Origin of the sequence: Kitasatospora dryopteridis (genome assembly GCF_050749075.1) — a bacterium.
Lineage (GTDB): Bacteria > Actinomycetota > Actinomycetes > Streptomycetales > Streptomycetaceae > Kitasatospora.
In genome coordinates, this window is record NZ_CP192749.1 from 7,021,919 (window position 1) to 7,045,579 (window position 23,661).

At 74.7% G+C, this 23,661-nt stretch carries 23 protein-coding genes; 10 read left to right on the forward strand and 13 right to left on the reverse strand.

What is annotated here, in order from left to right; all coding sequences use genetic code 11:
- Positions 1-22: 22 nt before the first annotated feature.
- Positions 23-505, forward strand: a complete 483-nt coding sequence (locus ACQ614_RS31795) for a multicopper oxidase domain-containing protein (protein ID WP_431682419.1) — start codon at positions 23-25, stop codon at positions 503-505.
- 79 nt (positions 506-584) lie between these two features.
- A complete protein-coding gene (locus ACQ614_RS31800) occupies positions 585-1,367 on the forward strand; it encodes a DUF1963 domain-containing protein (RefSeq protein WP_431682421.1) in 783 nt (260 codons plus the stop codon).
- 133 nt (positions 1,368-1,500) lie between these two features.
- Here ACQ614_RS31800 and ACQ614_RS31805 read toward each other — a convergent pair whose 3' ends face one another.
- The 10 genes from ACQ614_RS31805 to ACQ614_RS31850 form a co-directional block, all read right to left on the reverse strand.
- Positions 1,501-1,974 (reverse strand): MarR family winged helix-turn-helix transcriptional regulator, encoded by a 474-nt coding sequence (locus tag ACQ614_RS31805; protein WP_431682422.1) that lies wholly within the window; start codon positions 1,972-1,974, stop codon positions 1,501-1,503.
- Positions 1,971-2,381 carry an EVE domain-containing protein gene (locus ACQ614_RS31810; RefSeq protein WP_431682424.1) on the reverse strand — a complete coding sequence of 137 codons (411 nt, stop codon included), beginning with the start codon at positions 2,379-2,381 and terminating at the stop codon, positions 1,971-1,973. Before ACQ614_RS31810 ends, ACQ614_RS31805 begins: the two co-directional genes overlap by 4 nt.
- Positions 2,378-2,818 carry an SRPBCC family protein gene (locus ACQ614_RS31815; protein ID WP_431682425.1) on the reverse strand — a complete coding sequence of 147 codons (441 nt, stop codon included), beginning with the start codon at positions 2,816-2,818 and terminating at the stop codon, positions 2,378-2,380. The genes ACQ614_RS31810 and ACQ614_RS31815 overlap by 4 nt, the downstream gene beginning before the upstream one ends.
- Positions 2,819-2,936: 118 nt before the next feature.
- Positions 2,937-4,058 (reverse strand): flavin-containing monooxygenase, encoded by a 1,122-nt coding sequence (locus ACQ614_RS31820; RefSeq protein WP_431682426.1) that lies wholly within the window; start codon positions 4,056-4,058, stop codon positions 2,937-2,939.
- Complete coding sequence (locus ACQ614_RS31825; RefSeq protein ID WP_431682428.1) at positions 4,058-4,393, reverse strand: tetratricopeptide repeat protein; 336 nt, start codon at positions 4,391-4,393, stop codon at positions 4,058-4,060. The genes ACQ614_RS31820 and ACQ614_RS31825 overlap by 1 nt, the downstream gene beginning before the upstream one ends.
- A gap of 163 nt (positions 4,394-4,556) precedes the next feature.
- Complete coding sequence (locus tag ACQ614_RS31830) at positions 4,557-6,233, reverse strand: LuxR C-terminal-related transcriptional regulator (RefSeq protein ID WP_431682429.1); 1,677 nt, start codon at positions 6,231-6,233, stop codon at positions 4,557-4,559.
- Positions 6,234-6,334: 101 nt separating this feature from the next.
- On the reverse strand, positions 6,335-6,901 hold the full coding sequence (locus ACQ614_RS31835; RefSeq protein WP_431682431.1) for a Uma2 family endonuclease: 567 nt from the start codon (positions 6,899-6,901) through the stop codon (positions 6,335-6,337).
- 151 nt (positions 6,902-7,052) lie between these two features.
- Positions 7,053-7,631: a DUF2231 domain-containing protein gene (locus ACQ614_RS31840; protein ID WP_431682432.1), complete on the reverse strand. Its 579-nt coding sequence runs from the start codon at positions 7,629-7,631 to the stop codon at positions 7,053-7,055.
- 134 nt (positions 7,632-7,765) lie between these two features.
- Positions 7,766-8,455 (reverse strand): HAD family hydrolase, encoded by a 690-nt coding sequence (locus tag ACQ614_RS31845; protein ID WP_431682433.1) that lies wholly within the window; start codon positions 8,453-8,455, stop codon positions 7,766-7,768.
- Positions 8,456-8,497: 42 nt separating this feature from the next.
- Positions 8,498-9,091, reverse strand: coding sequence for an NUDIX hydrolase (locus ACQ614_RS31850; protein WP_431682434.1), 594 nt, complete (start codon positions 9,089-9,091; stop codon positions 8,498-8,500).
- 400 nt (positions 9,092-9,491) lie between these two features.
- Between ACQ614_RS31850 and ACQ614_RS31855 the strand changes: the two genes are divergently transcribed.
- From ACQ614_RS31855 to ACQ614_RS31870, 4 genes are all read left to right on the forward strand, one after another.
- Positions 9,492-10,388: a hypothetical protein gene (locus tag ACQ614_RS31855; protein WP_431682435.1), complete on the forward strand. Its 897-nt coding sequence runs from the start codon at positions 9,492-9,494 to the stop codon at positions 10,386-10,388.
- Positions 10,389-10,497: 109 nt separating this feature from the next.
- Positions 10,498-11,595, forward strand: coding sequence for an effector-associated domain EAD1-containing protein (locus tag ACQ614_RS31860; protein ID WP_431682436.1), 1,098 nt, complete (start codon positions 10,498-10,500; stop codon positions 11,593-11,595).
- A gap of 12 nt (positions 11,596-11,607) precedes the next feature.
- Positions 11,608-12,660 (forward strand): effector-associated domain EAD1-containing protein, encoded by a 1,053-nt coding sequence (locus tag ACQ614_RS31865; RefSeq protein WP_431682437.1) that lies wholly within the window; start codon positions 11,608-11,610, stop codon positions 12,658-12,660.
- The gene (locus ACQ614_RS31870; protein ID WP_431682438.1) at positions 12,657-15,476 is read left to right on the forward strand and encodes a hypothetical protein; all 2,820 of its coding nucleotides are present in this window, start codon (positions 12,657-12,659) and stop codon (positions 15,474-15,476) included. Before ACQ614_RS31865 ends, ACQ614_RS31870 begins: the two co-directional genes overlap by 4 nt.
- Positions 15,477-15,653: 177 nt before the next feature.
- Here the strand turns inward: ACQ614_RS31870 and ACQ614_RS31875 are convergent, their stop codons facing one another.
- The 3 genes from ACQ614_RS31875 to ACQ614_RS31885 form a co-directional block, all read right to left on the reverse strand.
- Positions 15,654-17,183, reverse strand: a complete 1,530-nt coding sequence (locus ACQ614_RS31875; RefSeq protein WP_431682439.1) for an SDR family oxidoreductase — start codon at positions 17,181-17,183, stop codon at positions 15,654-15,656.
- A gap of 19 nt (positions 17,184-17,202) precedes the next feature.
- The gene (locus tag ACQ614_RS31880; protein ID WP_431682441.1) at positions 17,203-18,279 is read right to left on the reverse strand and encodes a spore photoproduct lyase family protein; all 1,077 of its coding nucleotides are present in this window, start codon (positions 18,277-18,279) and stop codon (positions 17,203-17,205) included.
- A gap of 138 nt (positions 18,280-18,417) precedes the next feature.
- Positions 18,418-19,473: an alpha/beta hydrolase family protein gene (locus ACQ614_RS31885; RefSeq protein ID WP_431682443.1), complete on the reverse strand. Its 1,056-nt coding sequence runs from the start codon at positions 19,471-19,473 to the stop codon at positions 18,418-18,420.
- 136 nt (positions 19,474-19,609) lie between these two features.
- On the opposite strand from ACQ614_RS31885, the gene ACQ614_RS31890 reads away from it, so the two are divergent.
- The 4 genes from ACQ614_RS31890 (at position 19,610) to ACQ614_RS31905 (ending at position 23,573) form a co-directional block, all read left to right on the forward strand.
- The gene (locus tag ACQ614_RS31890; RefSeq protein WP_431682444.1) at positions 19,610-20,521 is read left to right on the forward strand and encodes a LysR family transcriptional regulator; all 912 of its coding nucleotides are present in this window, start codon (positions 19,610-19,612) and stop codon (positions 20,519-20,521) included.
- 406 nt (positions 20,522-20,927) lie between these two features.
- Positions 20,928-21,512, forward strand: coding sequence for a sigma-70 family RNA polymerase sigma factor (locus tag ACQ614_RS31895; RefSeq protein ID WP_431682445.1), 585 nt, complete (start codon positions 20,928-20,930; stop codon positions 21,510-21,512).
- On the forward strand, positions 21,509-22,273 hold the full coding sequence (locus tag ACQ614_RS31900) for an anti-sigma factor (protein WP_431682446.1): 765 nt from the start codon (positions 21,509-21,511) through the stop codon (positions 22,271-22,273). Before ACQ614_RS31895 ends, ACQ614_RS31900 begins: the two co-directional genes overlap by 4 nt.
- A 241-nt stretch (positions 22,274-22,514) precedes the next feature.
- Entirely contained in the window at positions 22,515-23,573 is a 1,059-nt protein-coding gene (locus tag ACQ614_RS31905) for a M12 family metallopeptidase (protein ID WP_431682448.1), read from the forward strand.
- The last annotated feature ends 88 nt before the right edge of the window (positions 23,574-23,661 follow it).

Consider the following 23,661-nt stretch of genomic DNA (forward strand, 5'->3'; position numbering starts at 1 on the left):
CCAGCACCAGCTCTTCGGCACCATGACGCTCAACGCGGTGCCGTTCATGGAGCCGTCCCAGGACTTCATCAAGGAGGGCGCGGCCGAGATCTGGGAGTACGTCAATCCCAACCACGACGCCCACCCGATGCACGTCCACCTCATCAACTTCCAGGTGCTGAACAGGCAGCCGATCGACGTGGCCGGCTACCAGGCCGCGTACGAGAAGTGGCTCGACGGCGGCCGCAGGCCGGCGGACAGGCCGGTGCTCGCCCACTGGTTCACGGGCCCGCCGATCCCGCCGGACCCGGACGAGGCGGGGTCGAGCAAGGACACGGTCAAGTGCTATCCGGAGACGGTGACCCGCATCCTGATCGAGGACTTCACCCCGCCGGCGGAGACGATCGCGTCGATTCCGGGCAGCGGCACCGAGCTCCCGGCGGCGTACGTCCACCACTGCCACCTTCTCGAACACGAGGACGACGACCTGATGCGCCCGTGGACGATCGTCCGGGCCGACAGCTGACGGGAACGGGGCCGGGGTTAGTCTGCGACTCTGCCGCGGTGCGTGCCGCGGCAGGGTCCTGATCCCCGGAGCAACTGCCATGGCCCGCACCACCCCGCCCCGCCCCGTCGACGTGGAGGCGCTCTTCCCCGAGGTCGTCCCCTACCGCAGGGACGCCGTGCGGCTGCATCCGCGGCCGGGCGACCCCGGGGTGCGCGACAGTTCGATGGGCGGGCCGCTGCTGTGGCCGGCGGAGGAGCCCTGGCCGTACTGCGAGGACCACCACCCGGCCACCGCCTACGCACCGCCGCGGGACGCCGAGCTGCCGCTGGTGCCGGTGCTGCAGCTCTTCGCGGCGGACGTACCGGAGCTGCCGTTCCCGCCGGGCACGGACCTGCTGCAGGTGGTGTGGTGCCCCTTCGACCACGAGCAGGGCCACGTGCCCAGGCCGGAGGTGTACTGGCGGGACAGTTCGGCCTGCGACGCGGAGCGCACCCCGCCCCGCCCGAGCGGCGCCAAGGACGACTACCTGCCCCGCCCCTGCGTGCTCCACCCCGAACGGGTCGTCGACTACCCCTCCTGGGACCTGCCGGAGGAGACCGGCGACGCGCTGGAGGAGCGGTTCGACGAGGTGGAGGAGGGGACCGGCTGGTCGTACTGGAGCCACCTGTCGGTGTCCGAGGGCATCAAAGCCGGCGGCTACCCGACCTGGACCCAGGAGCCGTGGTGGCCCGACTGCCGGTCCTGCGCCGGCGGATGGAGCACCTGCTCACCGTCAACAGCGTCGAGTTCGACGGCGAGAGCTGGCGGACCTGGCTCCCCGCCGAGGAGGCCCCCGCCGACGGCGACGTCTTCGACCTGCCGTACGAGGAGCGCACCCTGATCCAGCGTCCGCACGGCCTGATGCTCGGTGACATGGGCGGCATCTACCTGTTCGACTGCCGTCACTGCCCGGACCGCCCGTGGGCCTACCGCTCGGACTGCTCCTGACCGCGGCCCGGCCCGGTGGACGGAGCTCAGCCCCCGGCCGGGCCCGGCCCGTTGCGCAGTGAGCGCAGGGCGGCGGTGAAGGCGCCGGCGCCGTCGCCGAGGACGGCGAAGAAGTCGCGGTCGCAGGCCTCCACGGAGGCCACCGCGCGGTCGGCCAGGGCCCGGCCCTCCTCGGTGGCGGCGAGGGCGCGGGCGCGGCGGTCGGTCGGGTGCGGAAGCCGGTGGACGAGGCCGCGGGACTCCAGGGCGCGCAGCACCTGGGAGGTCATCATCGGGTCGGTCGCGGCGTGGTCGGCGAGGTGCTTCTGGGTGACCGGGCCGTCGGCCTGGAGCCAGCTCAGCGAGGCGAGCAGCACGAACTGGACGTGCGTCAGCCCGTGCGGCTTGAGGGCGGCCCGCTGGGCGGCCTGCCAGCGGTTGGTGACCTGCCAGAGCAACAGTCCGGGGCTCTCGTCGGGGTCGGTGAAGTCGCTGGCCAGGCGCGGCGGGTCGTCGGTCATGCGGTGACCATAGCGGCCCTGACCAGGCCGAGGTCGTGGTCGGTCAGTTCGACCAGGCCGCGGCGCAGTCGGTAGCCCCAGTTCGGGGCCGAGGTGAGGTCGAGTGCGCCGTCGAACCGCGCGAGCGGGGCGTCGGCGGCCGGCAGGTAGTCGACGCGGCGCCGCCAGGGCTTGAAACCGCCCTCGTCGGCCTGCCAGATCTCGTCGTCGGCGACCCGGCCGATGGCGGTGAAGGCGCGCAGCGGGCGCCCGCCGGCCAGGCTCGTGCGGGGCGAGTAGTAGACCAGCCAGTCGCCGGGGCCCAGGCGGGCGATCGAGTCCCGGCGGCCGTGGTTGAGCTGGGCGATGCCCAGTTCGGTGCCGCGGGCGACGTGGTCGCGGCAGACGACGCCGAGCCAGGCCCTCATCGGGTGGTCACCGCGCTGTCGGCCTCGGCGGTGGCGGCGAGTCGGTCGAGGTCCGCCTGGAGGCTCTCCCGGATGCCCTTGCCGAGGATCGCGTTCCACAGCGGGGCGAGCGGGCCGGTAAGGGTGACGTCGACGTCGACCGCGGTAGTGCCTTCGGCCGTCCGCCCGACCAGGTGACGGAAGGTCAGCCGGGCGCCGAGCAGCCTCGACACGTCGGTGAACTCCCTTTCCGGGACGAGTGTTTCGACGGTGAACGGCACCTTCGGCCCGCCCTTGGGCTTGAGGACGCCGGTGGTGCCGGCCTCGAACGGGCCGTCGAGCCGCACCCATTCGGTGTCGGTGTTCCACTCCGGCCAGGTGGCCGTGTCCGCCCAGCGGGCGAAGAAGGCGGACGGGTGTGCGGTGGAGGTGATCCGTGCCTCTGCGAGCTTCGTCATGAAACTACTATGCGCGCTTAGTATCTCCTCGGTCAAGTCGGATTCCCGTGTCCCTCCGACGGCGTACGGATCAGACGGAGCCCGGCTCGGACGGAGCCCGGCTCGGACGGAGCCCGGCTCAGACGGCGGCCGGCACGCGGTGCTCCCGCTCCGCCCGGTGCAGACGGCGTTCGCGGGCCGCGATGTGCTTGGCCACGATCTCCGCATCCCGCCCCGCACCGCCGACCAGCATCGAACTGAACGCCCGCTGGAAGGACAGCCCGGAGAAGTACAGACCCGGGAAGCCGTCCGCGACCCCGCGGTGCTCCGCCGGCCAGCCGTCCTCACCGATCACCGGCAGATCGATCCAGCCGAAGTCCTGCCGGAACCCGGTGCACCACACCACATTGGCCACCTCCAGCACCCGGCCGTCACCGAGCACCGGCATGCCGTCCCGCACCCCGGTCATCCGGTCCGGCACCCGCTCCACCCCGGCCCGCTCCAGATCCTCGGCCCGCACCCGCAGCAGCGGCCCGCCGTGCACCCGCACCTCCGGCCGCATCTTCCGGCCCAGCGGATTCCCGGTGGTCAGCACGTGGTTGGCCAGCTGCCACAGCAGCGGGATCACCAGCCGCGTCGAGCGGGCCTCCAGCCGCACGGGGATCTGCCCGGTCTCCCGCCCGCAGAGCACCGTCCGGTGCCGCAGCGCGACCTCGTACGCCACGTCCGCGCCCGAGTGCGACGCGCCGACCACCAGCACCGGGCCGTCGTGCAGCTGCGCCTCGTTGCGGTACTCGCTGGAGTGCAGCTGCAGGATCCGCGGATCGAGCTGTGCCGCGAACGCCGGGATGTGGGCGCCGCGTCCGAACGTGCCGGTGGCCACCACCACGTTCTCGGCGAGCAGCCGCCCGTGGTCGGTGTCCACCGCGTAGCCGCCGTTCTCGCCGGAGAGCCTGCGGACCTTCGTCCCGGTGCGCACCGGCAGCGTGAACCGCTGCGCGTAGGCCTCCAGGTAGTCCGCGACCTGGTCCTTGCCGGGGAACGACCAGCCGGGCGCGGGGAACCGCATGCCCGGCAGCCCGTCGTACCGGGCCGGGCTGTACAGCCGCAGCGAGTCCCAGTGCGAACGCCAGTTGTCGCCGATCCGGTCGCTGCCGTCCAGGATCACGAACTCCCGTCCGCGCTTCGCGAGATGGTGCCCGACGGAGAGCCCCGCCTGGCCCGCGCCGATGATCACTGTCTCGTGCCGTTCCGCGTCCATCACTCCTCCTCGGCCCCCTGGTCCCACTGCCGATCCGGTTGCTCCGGTCCGTCCGCCGCGAGCAGCGCCAGCACCCGCCGCAGCAGGTGCTCCGCCTCCGCCAGCCGGCCGCGCGCCGCGCACGCGGCCCCGAGTGCCCGCAGCGGCCCCGCCAGCCGCGGATCGTCCGGCCCCCACTCGGCTTCGTAGATCCGCACCGCCCGGCGGAGCGCGGCCTCCGCCGCGGCGTGCTCGCCCCGCGCCTCCAGCGCAGTGCCCAGCACCGCCGCCGCGTCGGCCTCCCCGGCGGGCCCCGCACCGCGGGCGCGCGTCCGGTGCTCTGTCGCCACCGTCATCGCCGCCTCCCGTCGCCGTTCGCCGTATCTCCGACGCTACGGGCCGGCGCCCCGCCGCGCGTCGGGAGAACCATGCGTTCCCGCTGCCGGGGCATGGGCATTTGTATGCAGACGGGGCGGACGGCTGCGCGCCCCGGGAGCCCGCCCCCGACGGTGACGATGCTCAGCGCGGGGCGCCCGTCAGGCCGTGCTCGAAGGCGAAGGCGGCGGCGGCCGTGCGGGAGGGGGCGCCGAGCTTGGCGAGGATGTTGCTGATATGGCGGGCGACCGTCTTCTCGCTGAGGTGCAGCTCCCGCGCGATGGCGTGGTTGGTGAGGCCTTCGGAGACCAGCCGCAGGACCTCCAGCTCGCGTGGGGTCAGCCCGGCCCCTGCCGCCGCCTGCCGGCCCGCCGCGTCGGTGCCGCGGGTGCGCAGCGCCTCCGTCCGGGCGCGGTCCGGTTCGGCGCCGAGCCGGGTGAACGCGGCCGCGGCCGCCTCCAGCTCGACCGTGGTGGTGTCCTCGTCGCCGAGCGCCCGGCAGGCCAGCGCCACCAGCACCCGGCACCGGGCCACCTCGTACGGCACGTCCAGGTCCCGCCACAGCCGCCAGGCCCGGCGGGCCTCGGGCAGCGCCTCGGCGGCCGCGTCCTCGGCGAGCAGCAGCGCCGCCCGGGCCAGCGCGGACTGGGCGTCCAGGGCCGTCCGCCGGTAGGTCTCCGCGATCGCGGCGAGCTCGGCCGCGCCCTCGCGGGCCGCCGCGGTGTCGCCCGCCGCGAGGGTGATCTCCACGAAGGCGGGCAGCAGTCGCGCCCGGGCGAGCCGGTCCGCCGTCTCCGCGAGCGCCCGCCGGATGCCGCCCGCCGCGGCGTCCGTCCGCTGCTGTGCCAGCCGCAGCAGGGCCAGCCCCGGCTGCGCGTCGCTGCCGTACCGCCCGCCCTCCCGGTACGCCTCCTCGGCCTCGTCCCAGGCACCGCGCAGCCGGTGGATCTCGCCCAGCTGGTAGAACGCCCCGCCGGCGAGGAACTCCCCGAAGCCCCGGGTCAGCCGCTCGCAGGCGCTCCGCGCCTGGACGGCCGCGTTCGGCCAGTCGCCGACCAGCCGCAGCAGCTCGGAGCGGTGCACCAGGCAGATGCCGGAGTAGCCGCCCTCGAACTGCGGCAGCGAATCCGTCCAGCGGTCCAGCGCCAGCGTCCACTCGCGGGCCCGGCGCAGCTCCTGCAGCTCCCGGCAGAGCGCGATCACCAGGCAGTACACCCAGCCGGTGATCCGCGGGGTCGTCTCGCCCGCCGTCACCGACACCATGGCCTCGTCGAGCAGTGCCAGGCCCTCGTCGACTCGCTCCTGGCCGATCCGTGCCGCGCCCTGGTACTGCGCGGCCAGCACGGCGAGATCCCGGTCCCCGTAGTGCTGCGCCAGCGCCAGGGCGCGCCCCGCCGTCGCGAACGCCTCCTCGTGGCAGCCCTGTTCCAGCTGCCGCTCCGCCTCCCGCACCAGCAGGTAACCGCATTCGGCGCACGGCGGCCCGGCCTCGGCCAGCCGCGCGGCCCGGGCCAGCCAACCGCCCGCGTGCGCGAACTCGCCGCGCATGCTCAGCACCTCGGCCAGCCAGAACGCGCAGCGCAGCGCACCCCGGACGTCCGCCGCCTCCTCCCGCGCCCGGTACGCCCGCTGCAGCACCCCGGCGGCCTCCTCGCCGCGGCCGAGCAGCTGCGCGGACTCCGCCCAGTCCTCCAGGTCGTCCGGCCCCAGCCCGGCCGGCCCGCCGCCACCGTCCGCAGCGGCATACGCCTCGCAGGCGTCCCGCCAGGCACGCCCGCCGTGCAGGCGCCTGGCATCCGTGATTGCGGCCGCCGCGTCCATGGTGCCTCCGGCCCGATCGGCCCCGTCCACCATTCAACCCCCGCCGGGTCCACCTGTCAGGCGCCCCGCCACCACCGGCCGACGGCCGTGCCGCGGGCGGCTCAGAACTCCGCCGTGTCGAGGTCCAGGTCGAACGGCGGGGGCAGGTGCACCGGGACGCCGAAGGGGTGCGGCCCCTCGACGCGGCTGTAGCCGAGCTGCCCGGGCTGGGAGAAGAGCGTGCAGGTCCGCTCCTGGCGGTCGACGAGCAGGTAGACCGGGGCGCCGTACTGCGAGTAGCGGCGGCGCTTCGCCGTGCGGTCGGTGTCGCCGTTCGACGGCGAGGTGACCTCGACCACCAGCACGGTCCGGTCGGGCAGCAGCGCGCCCTCCGTCTTGGCCAGTTCGGCCGGCACCACGGCCAGGGCGGGCACGTAGAAGTTCTCCGTGCCGGGGAGATCGAGGTTTCCCGAGCCCGCGCGCAGGCCGAGCGCACGCATCCGGGGTCCGATCTGCTCGCGGATCAGGTCGACGGCACTCTCATGCGCCCAGGACGGTGACACGGGGGTGATGACTCCCTCGACGATCTCGACCCGCTCACCGGCGATGTGCTGGATCGCGTACTTCAGCGCCTGTTCCGGATTGGGCACCCGGCTGTAGTCGCCGGGGCCGGCGTGTACTGTGCTCACCTACTGCCCTCCTGTCCGGCGGGCCGGCCTCGGGCGCCCGCCGCTCCGGCTGCCGCCTCGGGCACGGGCCGCGTTCGCCAGGCTACCGTCGGCAGGCACCGGTTCCGGCCGGGTTCGAGGAGTGCGCCGGGCAGCGCCGGAGCTGCCGCGGTCAGGAGAGGTCGGAGGTGTCGTCCGGGGCGGGGGCCGGGGGTTCGGTGCGGTGGGCGATGTGGGCGCCGAGGGTGGCGGCTGCGGCGAGGACGGTGAGGCCGGCGAGGCCCAGGCGGCGGCCGGTGGTGGGGGTGGCGCCGGTGCGGGCGGCCCGGCAGCGGGCGCCCAGGGAGGCGCCCTGCAGGGCGGCGGCGGTGACCACGCCGACGGCGTGCAGCAGGCCGGTGCGGCGCTGCTCGCGGGGGAGGGTCGACCAGTCGGCCCAGCCCGTCCAGGCGGCCGGTGCGACGCCGGCCAGGCCGATCGCGGTGAGCCGCCGGGCGGCGTCGGGGGAGGCGCAGGCGGCGTCCAGCAGGGTGGCCGACAGCCAGCAGCCCACCGGCACCTGGACGACGGCGGGGTGCAGCGGGTGGCCCAGCCAGACGCCGTGCAGGGCGTCCCGGACGGGCCCCGGTACCTGCTGCAGCAGGCCGTGCAGGCGCTCGGAGACGGGGTCGAGGTCGGTCCAGCCGGACGGCGCGTCCAGCCACTCGGCGAGCGGCGGACGCCGGGAGCCGGGGAGGGTGTGAACGTCCATGTCTGGCCCCTGGCCGGTTCCCGCACCGCTCAAACCTGCCGCGCTGCTCACGTGGTGCGTATGCGGACCCAACCCGGGGGCCGCTCGGGCGCAGGGAACGGGACGCGGCACGTGCGGCCCCCGGCGCGGCCGGGTCAGAAGTGGCCGAGGAGTTCGGTGAAGGCCCTCAGCTCCAGGGTCGCCGTGTGGGCGCCGAACTCCTCGTGCTCCAGCACCCAGGTGTGCTCGTGCGGGATGAACACCGCGTTGAGGCCCGCCCGGCGGGCTGGGACGATGTCGGACTTGGGGGAGTTGCCGATCATCCAGGTGCGCTCCGGGGTGAGCGACAGCTCGGCGACGAGCCGCCGGTAGGTGTCGACGTCCTTCTCCGCGACGATGTGGATGCCGCCGAAGTGGTGCGCGATCGCGGACGCGTCGATCTTCCGCTGCTGCTCCGCCGGGTCGCCCTTGGTGAGCATCAGCAGCCGGTGCCGCCCGGCGAGGACGGCGAGGGTGTCGGCGACGCCCGGGATGAGCTCCACGGTCCGGGCGGTGAGCGGGACGAGCAGCTCCTCGATCCGGTCGTGGTCGGCCGCGGTCGCGGCCCGCCCGTGCAGCCGCTCCAGGGACTCGGCCAGGTTGTGGCGGAACACCTCGGCGCCGTAGCCGAGCGTCGCCGCGTTCGCCGACTCGACGGCGTCGAGCACCGCCCGCGCGGCCGTCCGGCCCTCCGGGTGCGCCACCCAGTCGAGGAAGCCGTCGATCACGCGCTCGAAGAGCACGTTGTTCTCCCACAGCGTGTCGTCGGCGTCGAAGACCAGCACCTGGTCGCTGTGCAATTCCATTCCTCGCATCCGTTCCGTGGGCACCGGTTCCGTGGCGGTCCGTCAGTCCGGCCGGCGCGCCGGCGGCCCGCCGTCCAGCAGTTCGGCAACCCGGGCCAGGGACTCTCGCAGCGCCTCGCCGCGGGCCGCCCGGGCCGCCTCGTCGAGCGGGAGCCAGCGCAGCCGGGCGTCCCGGTGCTCCGGCCGGGCCGCGTCCGGCGTGCCGGTGGCCAGGACGAACCGCAGGTCCGCGTGCTCGTGCGCCGGCTCGTGCGCGGACGCCGGTACCGGGAGCACGACGACGTGCAGCAGCTCCTCCGCCGGCCAGAACGCCAGGTCCGGCAGCCCGGTCTCCTCCCGGGCCTCGCGCAGCGCCACCGCGGCCGGGAACTCCTCGCCCGGATCACCGTGCCCGCCGACCTGCAGCCAGTCCTGCATCCGCGCGTGCCACCGCAGCAGCACCCGGCGTTCGGCCGGGTGCACGATCAGTGCCGAGGCGGTCACGTGCAGCGGCAGCTCCCGCGCGTACGGGTCGTCGGCCGCGGTCAGCGGTGCGAGGCGGGCGAGGTCGGCGGCCTCCTCGGCCGTCCGCGGCCGGTGGCCCGCCAGCAGGGCGGACAGCGTCAGCCCCGCGCCCGGAATACCCGTCCCGGTCATGCCGTCCTCCGTACCGTTCTCCGCGCGATCACGTTCCGCCGTCCGAACCTAGTCGCGCCGCGGCGCTCCGCACACCGATTTTCCCGCACCGCGGCGGCGGCCGTGCACCGTCCGCGACCGGGCCGGTCGCCCGGCACGGCCCGTCCGCCGCTGCGCTCCCCGGTACGCCGCCCACCGCCCGTCACCCTCGGCAACCCCCTGGGCCCGCCCGCACCGACGGCATCAGCCGGCACCCGGTACGCCGTCACGCTCCGCTGTCCCAACAGCCCTGCCCGCCTCGCACATTCCTCACGGCGACCCGCCCGGCTCCCGTCACGGATCGTCACCAACCGCCGGACGAACGGCAGACGGCCGTCCACGGGCCGACACTGGTAGGAGAGCCCGTCGCCGGAGGAACGCCATGGGACCCGCGATCGTGTATGTGCACGGAATCGGGAACAAGCCGCCCGAGCAGCAGTTGAAACAGCAATGGGACGCGGCCCTGTTCGGCCGCCCGATGGGCGAGGAATCGCGCATGGCGTACTGGGCGCCGCTGCGCCACCCCGAGCCCCTGCCCGCAGCCGTACCCGACGACGGCGTCACCGAACTGCCCGCGTCGGGAACACCCCTGGAGTCCGTCCGGGCCACGGAGCCCGCCCCGCCCGAGGAGTTCCTCGCCGCGGTGCGCGCCGAGGCCGCCGGGCCGTTCGAGAGCAGCGGTGCCGGGCCGCTCGACCCCTGGCTGCGGGACATGGTGTACGCCGCCGAGGCGCTGTCCGCCGGGGAGGGCGCACCCGGTGGCGCCAACGGCCTGGAAGCGCTGCCGCTGCCCCGCTTCGGCCGCACCCTCGCCTTCCAGACCCTCGTCAGACACACCTTCAAGGACGTGCACGCCTACTTCTTCGGCGGCCTGCGCGAACAGATCCAGAAGATCGTCGCGAGCGCCCTCGACGAGGCCGACGGCCCGCTCGTCGTCATCGGCCACAGCCTCGGCTCGGTGATCGCCTACGAGGTCCTGCGCACCTACGAGGGCGAAGTGCCGCTGTTCGTGACCATCGGCTCCCCGCTCGGCATCACCGAGATCCAGGACCGGCTCGCCGCACCCCTCACCGTGCCGCCCGGCGTCGCCGCCTGGCGCAACGCCTGCGACGCCCGCGACCTGGTCGCCCTCGACAGCACCGTCCGCCCCGAGTACGAACCCGCCGTCCTCACCGAGGACGTTTTCGTGGTCAACGACAGCGCCAACCACCACGGCGCCGCCGAGTACCTCGCCTGCCCGGCCGTCCGCGACCCCGTCCTCACCCACATCGCCGCCTGACGGACCGCCCGGGTCGCGTCCGCCGCACCCCGGCGGCCACCGCCCGCAGCGGCCGGGCCCGCCGGCAGCCCGCCGCGGACCGGTCGGAACACCACCGGGGGCACCCCAGATGACCTTGCCAGGCACGCAGATGAAGGAAGCCGTCGCGGCCCTCCTCGACGCCTTCACCCTCAACGCGTTCGACCAGATGCTCCGCTTCCACCTCGACCGCCGCCGCGAGGAGATCTCCCTCGGCCCCAACCTGCGCACCGTCGCCTTCGAGGTCCTCGACACCGCCGACCGCGAAGGCTGGGCCCCCGCCCTCGTCGCCGGCGCCCGCGAGGCCAACCCCACCAACCCCCGCCTCGCCGCCTTCGCCGAACAGTGGCGGCTCACCCCCGTCCAACCCGAACAGCGCGCCACCCTGGAGCGGGTCCTCGCCGACCGCCCCGGCTACCTCGACCCCACCGGCTGGCGGCAGCGCCTCGGCGCCCTCGAGGGCCGCGTCGGACGCGTCGAGGTCGGCGGCGCCGACGGCACCTCCTACGGCACCGCCCTCCTCGTCGCCCCCGACCTGTGCCTCACCAACCACCACGTCCTCGCGCCCGTCATCGACGGCCGCAGCAAACCCGCCGACGTCCTCGTCCGCTTCGACCACAAGAAGTCCGCCGACGGCACCGTCCTCAACCCCGGCACCCCCGTCCCGCTCGCCGACGGCGACTGGCTCGTCGACGCCAGCCCGCCCAGCCCCGTCGACACCAGCACCGACCCCGGCGACCGCCTCCCCGCCGACGACGAACTCGACTACGCCCTCTTCCGCCTCGCCACCGAAGCCGGCCGCGAACCCGTCGCCGCCGACCGCGCCGCCCCCGACGCCCCCGAACGCGGCTGGATCACCGGCCCCGCCGCCCCCGCCGACGACGAGCACGCCTACCTCTTCCTGCTCCAGCACCCCGCCGCAGGACCGCTCAAACTCGCCATCGGACCCGTCCTCGGCCTCAACGCCAACGCCACCCGGCTGCGGCACGGCGCCGACACCGAACCCGGCTCCTCCGGCTCCCCCTGCTTCGACCGCGACCTCAGCCCCGTCGCCCTCCACCACAGCGGCGACCCCGACTACAGCCCCGCCCACCGCCCCACCCACAACGAGGCGATCCCGCTACCGGCCGTCCGCGCCCTGCTGGAGCGCCGCGGACACGCCGACCGCGTCTTCCCCGTGGCAGGCTAGGAGGCGGTTGCGGTGAGACTCTCCGGCGTGGACCGGCGGCACCTCGTGGAAGCCGTCGTCACCGACTACGAGGAGCAGGACCTCCGGCAGGAACTCTCCTACATCGACCGCAAACTGGCCGCCATCAGCACCGACACCGACCTGCGCAGCATGGTCCAGAAGGTCGTCGAGGAAGCCGAACGCGCCGGCTGGCTCGACCAGTTCCTCGGCGCCCTGCGCGAAGGCCGCTTCCCCACCGTCGCCACCCTCGCCGACCGCCTCCTCACCGCAGCGGCCCCGCCCCCCGGGGCCGGCGGCCAGGACGACCCCTACCTCACCGACCTCCTCGGCCAACGGCTCTTCCTCGACCGCACCCTGCTGCGCACCCACCTCAAGGACCTGGTCTCCGACAGCCGCAGCCGCGTCCTCCTCGTCACCGGCCCCCGCAGCTGCGGCAAGTCCTACACCTGGTACCTCGTCACCCACGTCGCCCAGCACCTGCAGAGCTTCAAACCCGTCCTCGTCGACCTCAGCGAATGGGCCGACCAGGTCTGCACCCCGCACGACCTGATGAGCTCCATCGCCTCCCAGCTCAAACTGCCCGAACCCGCCGTCGACCAGTACGCCCAGGGTGCAGCCCAGGCCCGCCGCCTGCGCGACTGGCTCGTCGGCCAGCTCTACGACCAGAGCGTCCACTCCAAGTACCTGCTCGTCGTCGACAGCCTCGACCACGTCCCGCTGCAGGCCGACACCGCCGCCCTCGTCGACCACCTCGCCGGCGCCGCCATCCGCGAACGCCTCCCCGGCCTGCGCGTCATCCTCCTCGGCTACGGCCACCCCGAACTCGACGCCCTCGACTCCGTCCTCACCGAACCCGTCGGCACCATCGACCGGCGCGTCCTGTGCGACTTCTTCACCCGCCTCGCCGCCGGTCTCGACGTCGACATCGCCCCGCCCGTCGTCGAGAACATCGTCGACCGCATGCTCGACATGCTCCCCGCGGACCGCGCCGCCGCGATCCGGCGCCTGCCCGACACCGTCCGCGACACCGCCAACGCGGTCTTCGACAGGCAGGTACTGCGATGAGCAAGGACCGCGAACGCATCACCGCCGGCGCGGTCGAGGAACGCCTCGGCCGCCTCGCCCGCAGCACCACCGAAGCGGCCCGGCCCGCCACCCCCGCCGAACACGCCTACCGGCAGGCCGCCGCCGTCCTCGCCTGCTACGACCCCGCCACCCTCCGGCCCGTCGACCACGCACCCGACAACACCGCCCTCCAGTCCCTCCTCGCCGCCAGCGAACCCGTCTACGGCGCAGAAGGCACCCAGGAATGGCGCCTGCCCGAACCGCTCCGCCGCACCACCCTCGCCGCCATGGCCGGTCCCGACGCCTACCGCCGCGCCCTCGACGCCAACCCCGACCGCCCCCAGGGCCCCGTCCAGCAGGCCCTCACCCGCTACCTCACCGGCACCGCCCCGCCGGCCGCCGAACAGGACCTCGACGAACTCCTCGCCACCGCCCGCGTCACCGACTGGCTCGGCGGACTCGTCCCCGGCCTGCCCGGCAGCGACGAGGTCACCGACCACCTCGAACGCCGCCAACTCCTCGAACCGCTGCGCCGCCTGGTCAGCAGCCACTTCGGCGGCCGCGCCGACGTCCTCGCCGAACTCGCCGACCACACCGCGGGAACCGACCCCCGGCCCATGCTGCTCTGGGGACCCGGCGGCATCGGCAAGTCCACCGTCCTCGCCCGGTTCATCCTCGACGGCGAACACCGCGGCGCCACCCCCCGGCTCCCGTTCGCCTTCATCGACCTCGACCGGCCCGGCATGCTCCCCCAGGAGCCGCTCACCCTCCTCCTCGACGCCGTCCGCCAACTGCGCATCCAGCACCCGGGGCTCCGCCCCCTCGCCGAGTTCTTCACCGGCAAGTGGATCTCCCGGGCCGCCACCCCCGACCTGCACACCCTCGTCGCCGCCCACGCCGACTCCGCGGCCGCCGCCCGCGGCACCCCCGACCACATCACCGCCTCCGCCCGGCTCCTCACCGCACCCTCCGAACGCGAGGAGCTCTACCAGGAGTTCGCCCGGCTGCTCACCCTCGTCCTGCCCGAAGGGCCCGTCCTGATCGCCGTCGACACCTTCGAGACCGCCCAGTACCAGGGCCCCGAAGTGCTCGCCGAACTCTGGCGGATGTTCGACCGCCTCGCCGACGCCAACCCCGCCGTCCGGATCGTCCTCTCCGGCCGCGCCCCCGTCGACCTCCCCGCCCGCACCCGGCGGCTGCCCGACTTCGACCGCGACGCCGCCCGCGCCTACCTGCACTCCCTGCTCGGCCCCGCCGCCGACCCGGCAGGCCTCGACAGAGTCATCGACCTCGTCGGCGGCAACCCGCTCAGCCTCCGCCTCGCCGCCGACCTCGTCCGCGCCGACGGCCTCGCCGACCTCACCGGCACCGGCGCCGACCGCACCCTCGAACGCATCACCGGCGAGGAACTCCACGGTTACCTCTACCGCCGGGTCCTCGACCACATCGAGGACCCGGACGTCTGCCGGCTCGCCCGCCCCGCCCTCGTCCTGCGCCGGCTCACCCCGGACGTGCTCCGCTACGTCCTCGCCGCACCGAGCGGCGTCCCCGTCCGCGACGACCAGCGCGCCACCGAGCTCTTCGACCTGTTCGCCCGCGAGGTCGCCCTGCTCACCCGCGCCGCCGACGGCGCCCTCGAGCACCGCGGCGACGTCCGCCGCCAGCTGCTGCCCCTGCTGCGGGCCGAGGCACCCGACCAGGTCGCCGAGATCCACGAGGCCGCCGTCCTGCACTACGTGCAGCAGGAGGACCTCACCTCCCGCGCCGAGGAGCTCTACCACCGGCTCAGCCTCGGCGAGCCCGCCGCCGAACTCGACCGCCGCTGGCAGCCCGGCGTCGAGGCCCTGATCACCGGCTCCATCGACGAACTGCCGCCCGCCGCCCAGGCCTACCTGGCCTCCCGCTCCGGACGGACCCTGTTCTCCGCCACCCTGCGCGACGTCCCCGCCGAGGAATGGGAACGCCACGCCGAGGTCCAGGTCACCCGGCTGCTCGAACTCGACGACCCGCACGGCGCCGCCGAGGTGATCGCCGGACGCCCCGCCGGCGCCGAGCACGGCCCCCGCCTGCTGCTGCTCGAGGCCAGGGTGCGCGCCGCCCTCGGCGACGTCCCCGCCGCCCGGGCCCTCGCCGACGCGGCCCGCCGTCACGCCGCCGAGCAGCACGAGTCCGCCCTCCAACTGGAGGCAGGCTTCGCCGGCGCCCGCTGGGCCTTCGAGGACGGCCGCGCCGAGGAGGCCGGCCCCGTCCTCGCCGAGGCCGTGCAGCTCGCCGGGGACCTCGGCGACCGGCTGATGGAGGTCCGGGTCGAACTCGCCCGCTGGGAACTGGCCCGCAACCGCGGGAACGGCGCGACCGGCGACGACGGCACCGACGCGGAGGCCGGAATCCGGGCCGCCGCCCGGCGGCTGGTCCGGCTGATCGACGGGCGGACGGTCGAACTGATCTCCCAGGACCCGCGCCTGCTGCTCGCCGTCACCGGCGCGGTCGGCGACATGCGGCCCGCGCTCGTCCGGCAGAGCCTGCGGGTGATCGGCCTGCGCCGGTTCACCGCCGGCCAGCGGGACGGCCTGGCCCGCGTCCTGACGGAGTGGGACACCGCCCTCGGCGGCGAGGCCGCCCGGATGGCCGCCTCGGCAGGACCCGGCGCCGTCCTCCCCGCCACCGGCTTCTGGCCCAAGTGGCTGGCCACCGCCACCCCGGCACAGGCCGCCAACGCCCTCACCGCCCTCACCACCGCCCTCCCCGGCGGCACCCCCGTCCTCGCCGAACTCGCCGCCGTCTACGGCCAATGGCTCGACCGCAAGAAACGCTGAGGGGCACGCGAGGCCTGTCTGCCGCCGTCGGGTGACCCCACAGGGGCGCTGGGGGCACCTCCCGGCCGAAGGCCGGGGGAGGAACTGTGCAATTCGGATGGGGGCCACCGTACAGACCTCGGGTCGGCCCATGACCGTCATGATGCCCGGTCCCGGATTGCGCGGCTCCCAGCGTCCCTATGAGCTCACGGCCAGGGCGCGTTCGGTGATGTTGCGGGCCATGCCGCCGAAGACCACCGCGTGGAACGGCGCCACCGACCACCAGTACGCGTGACCGGCCAGCCCGTGCGGGTGGAACAGTGCCCGCTGCCGGTACACGGCCCCGCCCTCGCCGTCCGGGGCGACCGACAGCTCCAGCCACGCCGGCCCGGGCAGCCGCATCTCTGCCCGCAGCCGCAGCAGCCGCCCCGGCTCGATCTCCTCGACCCGCCAGAAGTCCAGCGAGTCGCCGACCCGCAGCCGCGCCGGGTCGCGCCGGCCGCGCCGCAGCCCGACCCCGCCGACCGCCCGGTCCGCCCAGCCGCGCAGCGCCCACGCCAGCGGGAAGGAGTACCAGCCGTTCTCCCCGCCGATGCCCTCCACGACCCGCCAGACGGCCTCCGGCGCCGCGCCGACCCGCCGCTCCCGGACGTCCTGGTAGAGGCTGCCGCCCGCCCAGTCGGGGTCGGTGGGCAGCGGGTCGCTCGGCGCCCCGGGCAGTGAGGCCGAGGACCAGCGGGTGACGACCTCGGCGTCCCGGATGCGGCGCAGCGCGAGCCGTACCGCGTCCTCGAAGCCGATCGGGCCGTGCACCGGCCGGGGCAGGCCGGGGACGGACTGGGCGGGCGGGTCGGGCACGTACCGGGCGATGTCGTGCTCGGCGCAGACGACCTCGTGCCGCAGCGACTCCACCAGCGGCCGGGCGATGGAGTTGGGCACGGGCGTGACCAGGCCGACCCAGAGGCTCGAGAGGCGGGGGGTGAGCACGGGCACCGGTACGACGATCCGGCGGGGGAGCCCGGCGACGGCCGCGTAGCGGAGCATCATCCGGCGGTACGTCAGGACGTCGGGCCCGCCGATGTCGAAGGCCCGGTTGACCTCGGGCGGCAGGTCGGCGGCGGCGACCAGGTAGCGGAGCACGTCCCGGACGGCGATCGGCTGGATGCGGGTGCCGACCCAGCTGGGGGTCACCATGACGGGCAGCCGCTCGGTGAGGTAGCGCAGCATCTCGAAGGAGGCGGAGCCGGACCCGATGATCACTGCGGCGCGCAGTTCGGCGGTCGGGACGCCGCTGTTCCGCAGCAGCCGGCCGACCTCGGCCCGGGAGCGCAGGTGCGGGGACAGCTCGGCGGTCGGTACGCCGGCCGGCACCAGTCCGCCCAGGTAGACGATCCGCCGCACCCCTGCGCGGGCGGCGGCCGCGCCGAAGGCCCGGGCCGCCTCGCGGTCGGTGCGCTCGAAGCCGGGCCCGGTGCCGAGCGAGTGGACGAGGTAGTAGGCGGTGTCGACGCCCTCGAAGGCGGCGGGCAGGGTCTCCGGCCGGGTGACGTCGCCGGTGGCGGTCTCCACCCGGGCCCGCCAGGGGTGGTCGCGCAGCCGGCCCGGGTTGCGGACCAGGCAGCGCACGGCGCGGCCCGCCGCGAGGAGTTCGGGCACCAGCCGCCCGCCGATGTAGCCGGTGGCCCCGGTGACCAGGCAGAGCTGCGGCCGGGCGGTCTGTTCGGTCATCGGGTCTCCCGCGGGTGGGTCAGAAGGCGTACCGCACCGTGAGCCAGGGCGCGTGACGGTCGATCAGGGTGCGGAGCTCGGCCAGCGCCGCGGCCTTGCGGCCGGCCCGGTAGCGGACGTTCATACTGCCGTTCTCGGACCGCTTGGGCTCCTGCAGGGCGGGCCGCCAGAGCAGCTGCTCCGCCTTCGGGTGCCAGCCCAGGTTGACCTCGTGCAGGCCCTGGTTGTGCGTCAGCATGATGATCTCCGCGGCGGCCCGGGCTTTCACGGAGGCGGGCAGCATGTCGTCCATCCGGTGCAGCAGCTCGGCCCAGTCGCGCTGCCAGCCCTCGCGCAGGACGACGGGGGAGAGGTTGAAGTGCACCTCGTACCCGGCCTCCAGGAAGTCGCCGGCGGCGGTGATCCGGTCCGGCACCGGCGTGGTGCGGACGTCCAGCAGCCGGGCGTCTGCGGGCGGCATCAGTGAGAACCGGATGCGGGTTCGGCCGCGCGGGTCCAGGTCCAGCAGGTCGCGGTTGACCCACTTGGTGGCGAAGGACGCCTTGGCGGTCGGCCAGTGCCGGAAGGCCCGGACGAGGTCGGCGGTGTTGTCGCAGACCAGGGCGTCCACCGAGCAGTCGTTGTTCTCGCCGATGTCGTACACCCAGGCGGCCGGGTCGCACTGGTTGGGCCCCGGCTTTCGGCCCTGGCGGCGGACGTGCCCGGAGAGGTAGCCGATGATCCGGTCGATGTTGGTGAAGACGGTGATCGGATTGGCGTAGCCCTTGCGCCGGGGCACGTAGCAGTACGCGCAGGCGAGCGCGCAGCCGTTGGCGGAGCTGGGGGCGATCCAGTCCGCCGAGCGGCCGTTGGGCCGGGCGGCGAGGGACTTCTTCACGCCCAGCACCAGGACCTCGCTCTTGATCCGCGCCCACCGCTCGACGTTCCCGGCGTTGCCGTGCAGGTGCGGGATCTGCCAGTGCGAGGGCACCTCGACCACCCTGGCCTGCGGAAAGCGCTCCAGCACCTGCCGGCCGCGCGGGGAGGCCGCGGCCTGCGGTTCGGCGTAGATCTCCCGGACGTCGAACAGCGGGAACGGTCGGCGGGCGGTCGGCACGGCGGTCGGTCTCCTGGGGTGGTGCTGTGCGGTGCTGGTCGGGCGGTACGACGGCAGCGCCCGGCCGCTCGTCCGACCGTACGCCCCGCCGGACGGTATTCGGAGCGTGCGGCCGCGCGGATTGCCCGCGTCCGCCGGTCAGTCGCGGAGCCGGTCGGCGAGCCAGTCGGCGGTGCCGGGGAGCCAGTCCGGGCGGGCGTTGCCCAGCAGGTGGTCACCGTGCGGGACGAGCAGGTACTCGCCCCGCGGGGCGCTGCGGGCCAGCGGCTCGCCGTTCACCACGCCGGGGATGGTGTCCAGGCCGCCGTCGACGACCCGCAGCGGGCAGCTGATCAGCCCGGCGGCGGCCGCCAGGTCGACGCGGTCGGCGAACTCCCGGGCGGCCTCACGGCTGCCCGCCCGCTGGGTGAGGGTGTCGGTGACGAACGGCGGCAGCTCGTCCCACACCAGCCGGTACGGGCCGCTGACCGTGGCGGCGGCCCGCACCCTCGGCTCGTGGGCGGCCGCGACCGCGGCGTAGTAGCCGCCCAGGCTGAGCCCGAGCAGTGCCGTCCGGGCGGCATCGAGCCCGCCCAGGGCGGCGAGCGCGTCCAGGGCCTCGCCCACCACCGCCCGGTAGTCGGAGCGCGGCGCACTCGTGGCCGCCCGGACGCCCTGCCCGGGGCCGTCCAGCGCGAGTGCGGCCAGACCGCGGGCCAGCAGCGCCTCCACGACGCCGTGGAACTCCTCCTTGCCGGAGTCCATGCCGGGGATCACCAGGACCGTGGCAGGGGCGGGCCCGCCGGTGCCGACCGGGCGGCGCAGCCAGCCGGTGAAGGTCTCGCCCTCGATCCGCACCGCACCCGGGTCCAGCCGGGCCAGCGCATCGGCCATCGCCGCGTCGGCGTCTGCGGCGGCGCGGGCCGCGAGGGTCCGGTCCGGGTGCGGCAGCCAGCTCGCGCAGTGGAACCAGCGGGCGGCGGAGCGGTAGGACTCGCCCGCGGAGACGCGGTGGCCGCGGGCGTCGGCCGCCCCCGCCGCCTCCAGGCGGTCCCGTCCCGCGGCGTGGAAGGCCGCGGGCCAGTCGGTGAGCCAGCCCAGCCCGGCGGTGACGCGGTCGTAGGCGAAGGCGTCCAGGCCGGCGGCGACGGCCCGGGAACGGTTGACGCGGGTGAAGTCGCGGAGGATGCCGGGCAGTTCGAGGAAGGTGGACAAAGCTGGTCCTGAGGGTCGGCGGGCAGTACCCCCAGCAGACCGTGCGCCAGGTCTGACGGTCCAACAACCGGCCCGAAGGATCGACAACCGGGGGTTGTCACCTAAGGTCAGCGGGGTGGATCCGGATCTTGCCCAGGTGCGTGCTTTCGTCGCGGCGGCCGACTTCCTGCACTTCGGCCGTGCCGCCGACCGGCTCGGCATCAGCCAGCAGGCCCTCTCCAAGCGGATCGCCCGGCTCGAGGAGCTGCTCGGTGCCCGGCTGCTGGACCGCAACGGAGGGCGCGGGGTGCGGCTGACCGAGGCCGGCGAGCGGTTCCTCGGCCCGGCCCGCCGGGCCCTGGCGGCGGGGGAGCAGGCGGTCGCAGCCGTTGCGGGTGGCCGCAGCAGCCTGCGGATCGACGTCTGGGGCCACCTCTACGCGCCGATGCGCAGCCTGGCCCTGGTGCTGGACGGGGCCGGGCTGCCCGCCGTGGAACCGGGCGCCGCCCGGGACTTCCCGGCGGTCGTCCAGGCCCTGCGGCGCGGCGAGACCGACCTCGGCCTCGGACGCGTGCCCGCCGCCGCCGCGCCGGACGGCCTCGCCCACCGGACGGTCCGGCTGGAGCCGGTCGACGCCGTCCTCAGCGCCGACCATCCCCTGGCGGACGCCGCGCAGCTGCGGCCGGCCGATCTGCGGGACGGCCTGCTGCATCATCCGGGGGAGCCGGGCCGACTGGACTTCCTCACCGCCTTCGCCGACCGTTTCGGGGTCTCCCGGCGCATCGGCGGCCCCAACCTGGGCCTGGAGCCCTTCCTGGCCGGCATCCGGGACGACCCCCGGGCCTTCTCGCTCTTCCCGGCCGACGCCGTCACCGGTGACCACCCCGGCCTGCGCTTCGTCCCGCTGGTCGGGCCGACCCCGCTCTACGCCTGGTCGCTGCTGTGGGCGGGCGCGGAGGAGCCGCCCGCGTTCCGCCCCCTCCTCGATGCCTTCGCCCGGACGGCCCGGCGGCTGCGCTGGCTGGAGTGCGACCCGGACCGGGACTGGCTGCCCGGCAGCGGCCGTTGAGCGTCGGCCCGGCCCCGGGCCGCGGGTTCGCAGGGCGTGGGTACGGCCCGGTGACTGGCCGGGCGGTACCCGATGTGACAGCCTGCTGCCCGGACCGACCGGTCCGGTTGGTGAATTGCTCGGTCTGCGAGGTGCTCCGTTGTCGAGGTGTCCGGTGGCCGACCGGTTCGGTCGGCGAGCCGCTCGGGCGTAGCAGTTCTGCGACGGTCCGTGCGGCGGGCAATCCGACGGGCGCCCGGCTCCGAACACCCGTTACCGATGACTGCCGCCGTCGGCGGACGGCGCGGTCCCCAGTCGATCTGCGGAGGTTCCCGATGCCCGCCACCCGTCAGACGGGCGAGCCGCGCGCCTGCCCGGCCCGCGCCGCCCGGCTGCCCGTGACGACACGTCCCGGCGGGGTGGTGGAGTGAACACCGTCGTCCACCTGTCGGGCCCGCACCGGCGCGGACCCGATCTCAAGGAACTCGTCGCCCAGGTGGCCTTCGGCGACCAGGACGCCTTCTCCCGGCTGTACGACGCCGTGGCAGGCCCGGTCTTCGGCCTGGTCCGCCGGGTCCTGCGCGACCCGGCGCAGTCCGAGGAGGTCACCCAGGAGGTCATGCTGGAGGTCTGGCGCACGGCAGCCCGGTACCAGCCGGAGCGCGGCGAGGTGATGTCCTGGGTGCTGACCATGGCGCACCGCCGGGCGGTCGACCGGGTGCGCGCCGTCCAGGCCGCGGCCGACCGCGACCAGCGGGTCGCCGCGCGCTCCCACATGCCGGCCTTCGACGAGGTCGCCGAGCAGGTGGAGGGCCGCCTGGAGCGCGAGCAGGTGCGGCGCTGCCTGAAGATGCTGACCGAGCTCCAGCGGCAGTCGGTCACCCTGGCCTACTACCGGGGTTACTCCTACCGTGAGGTGGCGGACATGCTGAGTACGCCGCTGGGCACCGTCAAGACGCGGATGCGGGACGGGCTGATCCGGCTGCGGGACTGCCTGGGGGTGGGGTCATGACCATCGGAGCCGATCTGCACACGCTCACCGGCGCGTACGCCGCGCACGCCCTGGACGAGCCCGAGCGCATCGAGTTCGAGCACCATCTGGCGGTGTGCGAGGCCTGTGCGCTGGAGGTCCGGGAGTTCGCCGCGACGCTGGCCCGGCTCGGCGCGGCCGAGACGGAGGCGCCGCCGCCGGAGCTCAAGGCCCGGGTGATGGCGGACATCGGGGCCGTCCGCCAGCTCGCGCCGCCGCCGGCCGGGCCGCCCGGTGACTCGGGGGCACCGGGCGGCCCGGCCCGCCGCGGCCGCTTCGCACGGCACTGGCCCAAGTTCGCGCTGGCCGCCTCGGTGGCCCTGGCGGCGGCGTTCGGCGGCCTGGCCGTGGAGCAGAGCCAGCGGGCGGACGAGGCGAACAGCCGCGCCGCTCAGCTGCAGGCGCAGCAGGCCGCGTTCGGCACCCTGCTCACCGCACCGGACGCCCGTACGGCGACCGGGACGGCCGGCAACGGTGTCGGCACCGTGGTCTGGTCGCAGAGCCAGGGCAGGGCCGGGTTCCTGGCGTCCGGGCTGCCTGCGCTGCCCGAGGGCAAGACGTACGAGCTGTGGTTCGACGACGCTGGGACGATGCGCCCGGCCGGCCTGCTGCCCGCCTCCACCGGCTACCTGCTGATGGAGGGCCCGCTGAACGGCGCCGAGGGCATCGGCGTGACCGTGGAGCCGGCCGGCGGTTCCGCCACTCCGAGCGGGCAGCCGGTGATGCTCCTGCCCTTCGCCTGAGACGTCGGAGCCGGGGGCGGCGGCCGTGGACCACCGCCCCCTGGCTACCCGGTGTGACCGTCGAGGGTACGTGTTGACCGAGCGTCAACCGTGACTCTTCGCTGTCGAGATGCCGTGCGACCGGGCGTAGTGTGGGAAGAGGCCGACCACCGGTGACGCCCGCCCGGTGAGCTGACCATCCGCCAGTTCCATTTTCGGCCGGACCGTGCGAGCGCCGGTCCGCGGATCGGAGGCATTGGTCATGGTGGACACAGCGGCACCCGGATCTGTCGCACAGAAGTACTGCACCGTTCAACCACGCGTCCTGCCGGAGCTCCGGCCCGGGCTCGGCCTCGCCCGGGAGCGCGCGATAGTCAACATCAGCTCGAAGTGGGTCAACGGCACGCACATCCACTTCACCTTCCTCGACAGCACCGGAGGCGGCCGGGGCGAGGCCCAACTGGACCAGGTCAGGGACGCATTCCGGGAATGGAAGGGCCTCGGCATCGGCCTGGACTTCGAGGAGGTGGAGAGCCCCGCCGCGGCCGAGATCAGGATCGCCTTCGAGGACGACGGCTCGTGGTCGTACGTCGGGCGGGACGCCCTGACGATCGGTGTCGGCGAGGCCACGATGAACTTCGGCTGGGACGTCACCAGCATCTGGGGCCGTGCCACCGCGCGGCACGAGACCGGCCACGCCCTCGGCCTGGAGCACGAGCACCAGAACCCCAACGCCGGCATCGTCTGGAACGACGAGGCCGTCTACGCGGCGCTCGCCGCGCCGCCCAACCGGTGGAGCCGCGAGGAGACCTTCCACAACATCCTGCGCAAGCTCCCCAAGGACGAGGTGGGCGGCTCCCACTGGGACGTGGCCTCCGTCATGGAGTACCCGTTCGAACCCGGGCTGATCATCGAGCCGGAGCAGTACGGGCGCGACGGTATCGAGGGCGGCCTGGACCTCTCCGCGATCGACAAGGAGGTCGTGCGGCAGTGGTATCCGGCGCTGACCGTCGGCCCGACCGCGCTGCAGCCCGGTGCCTCCGCCCCGCTCGGCCTCGTCTCCGGCCAGCAGGCCGACTTCGAGATCAGTCCCGACGAGACCCGTGCGTACGACATCGGCAGCTTCGGCCAGAGCGACGTCGTCATGGTCCTCTTCGAGGACGTCGGCGGCGAACTGCGCTACTTCGCGGGCAGGGACGACAGCGGCACCGAGGCCAACGCCCGGCTGTCCGTGCGGCTCGTCGCCGGCCGGCGCTACGTGCTGCGCGTCCGGATGTACTCCGTCTACGGCGGCGGCCCCACCGCGGTCATGTACTGGTAGCCCGTCCGCGCGCGCACCGTTCACCACAACTCCACACCGGCCGGGGGCAATCCATCCGCCGGGCCGCTCCGAAGACCCGGTAGCCAGC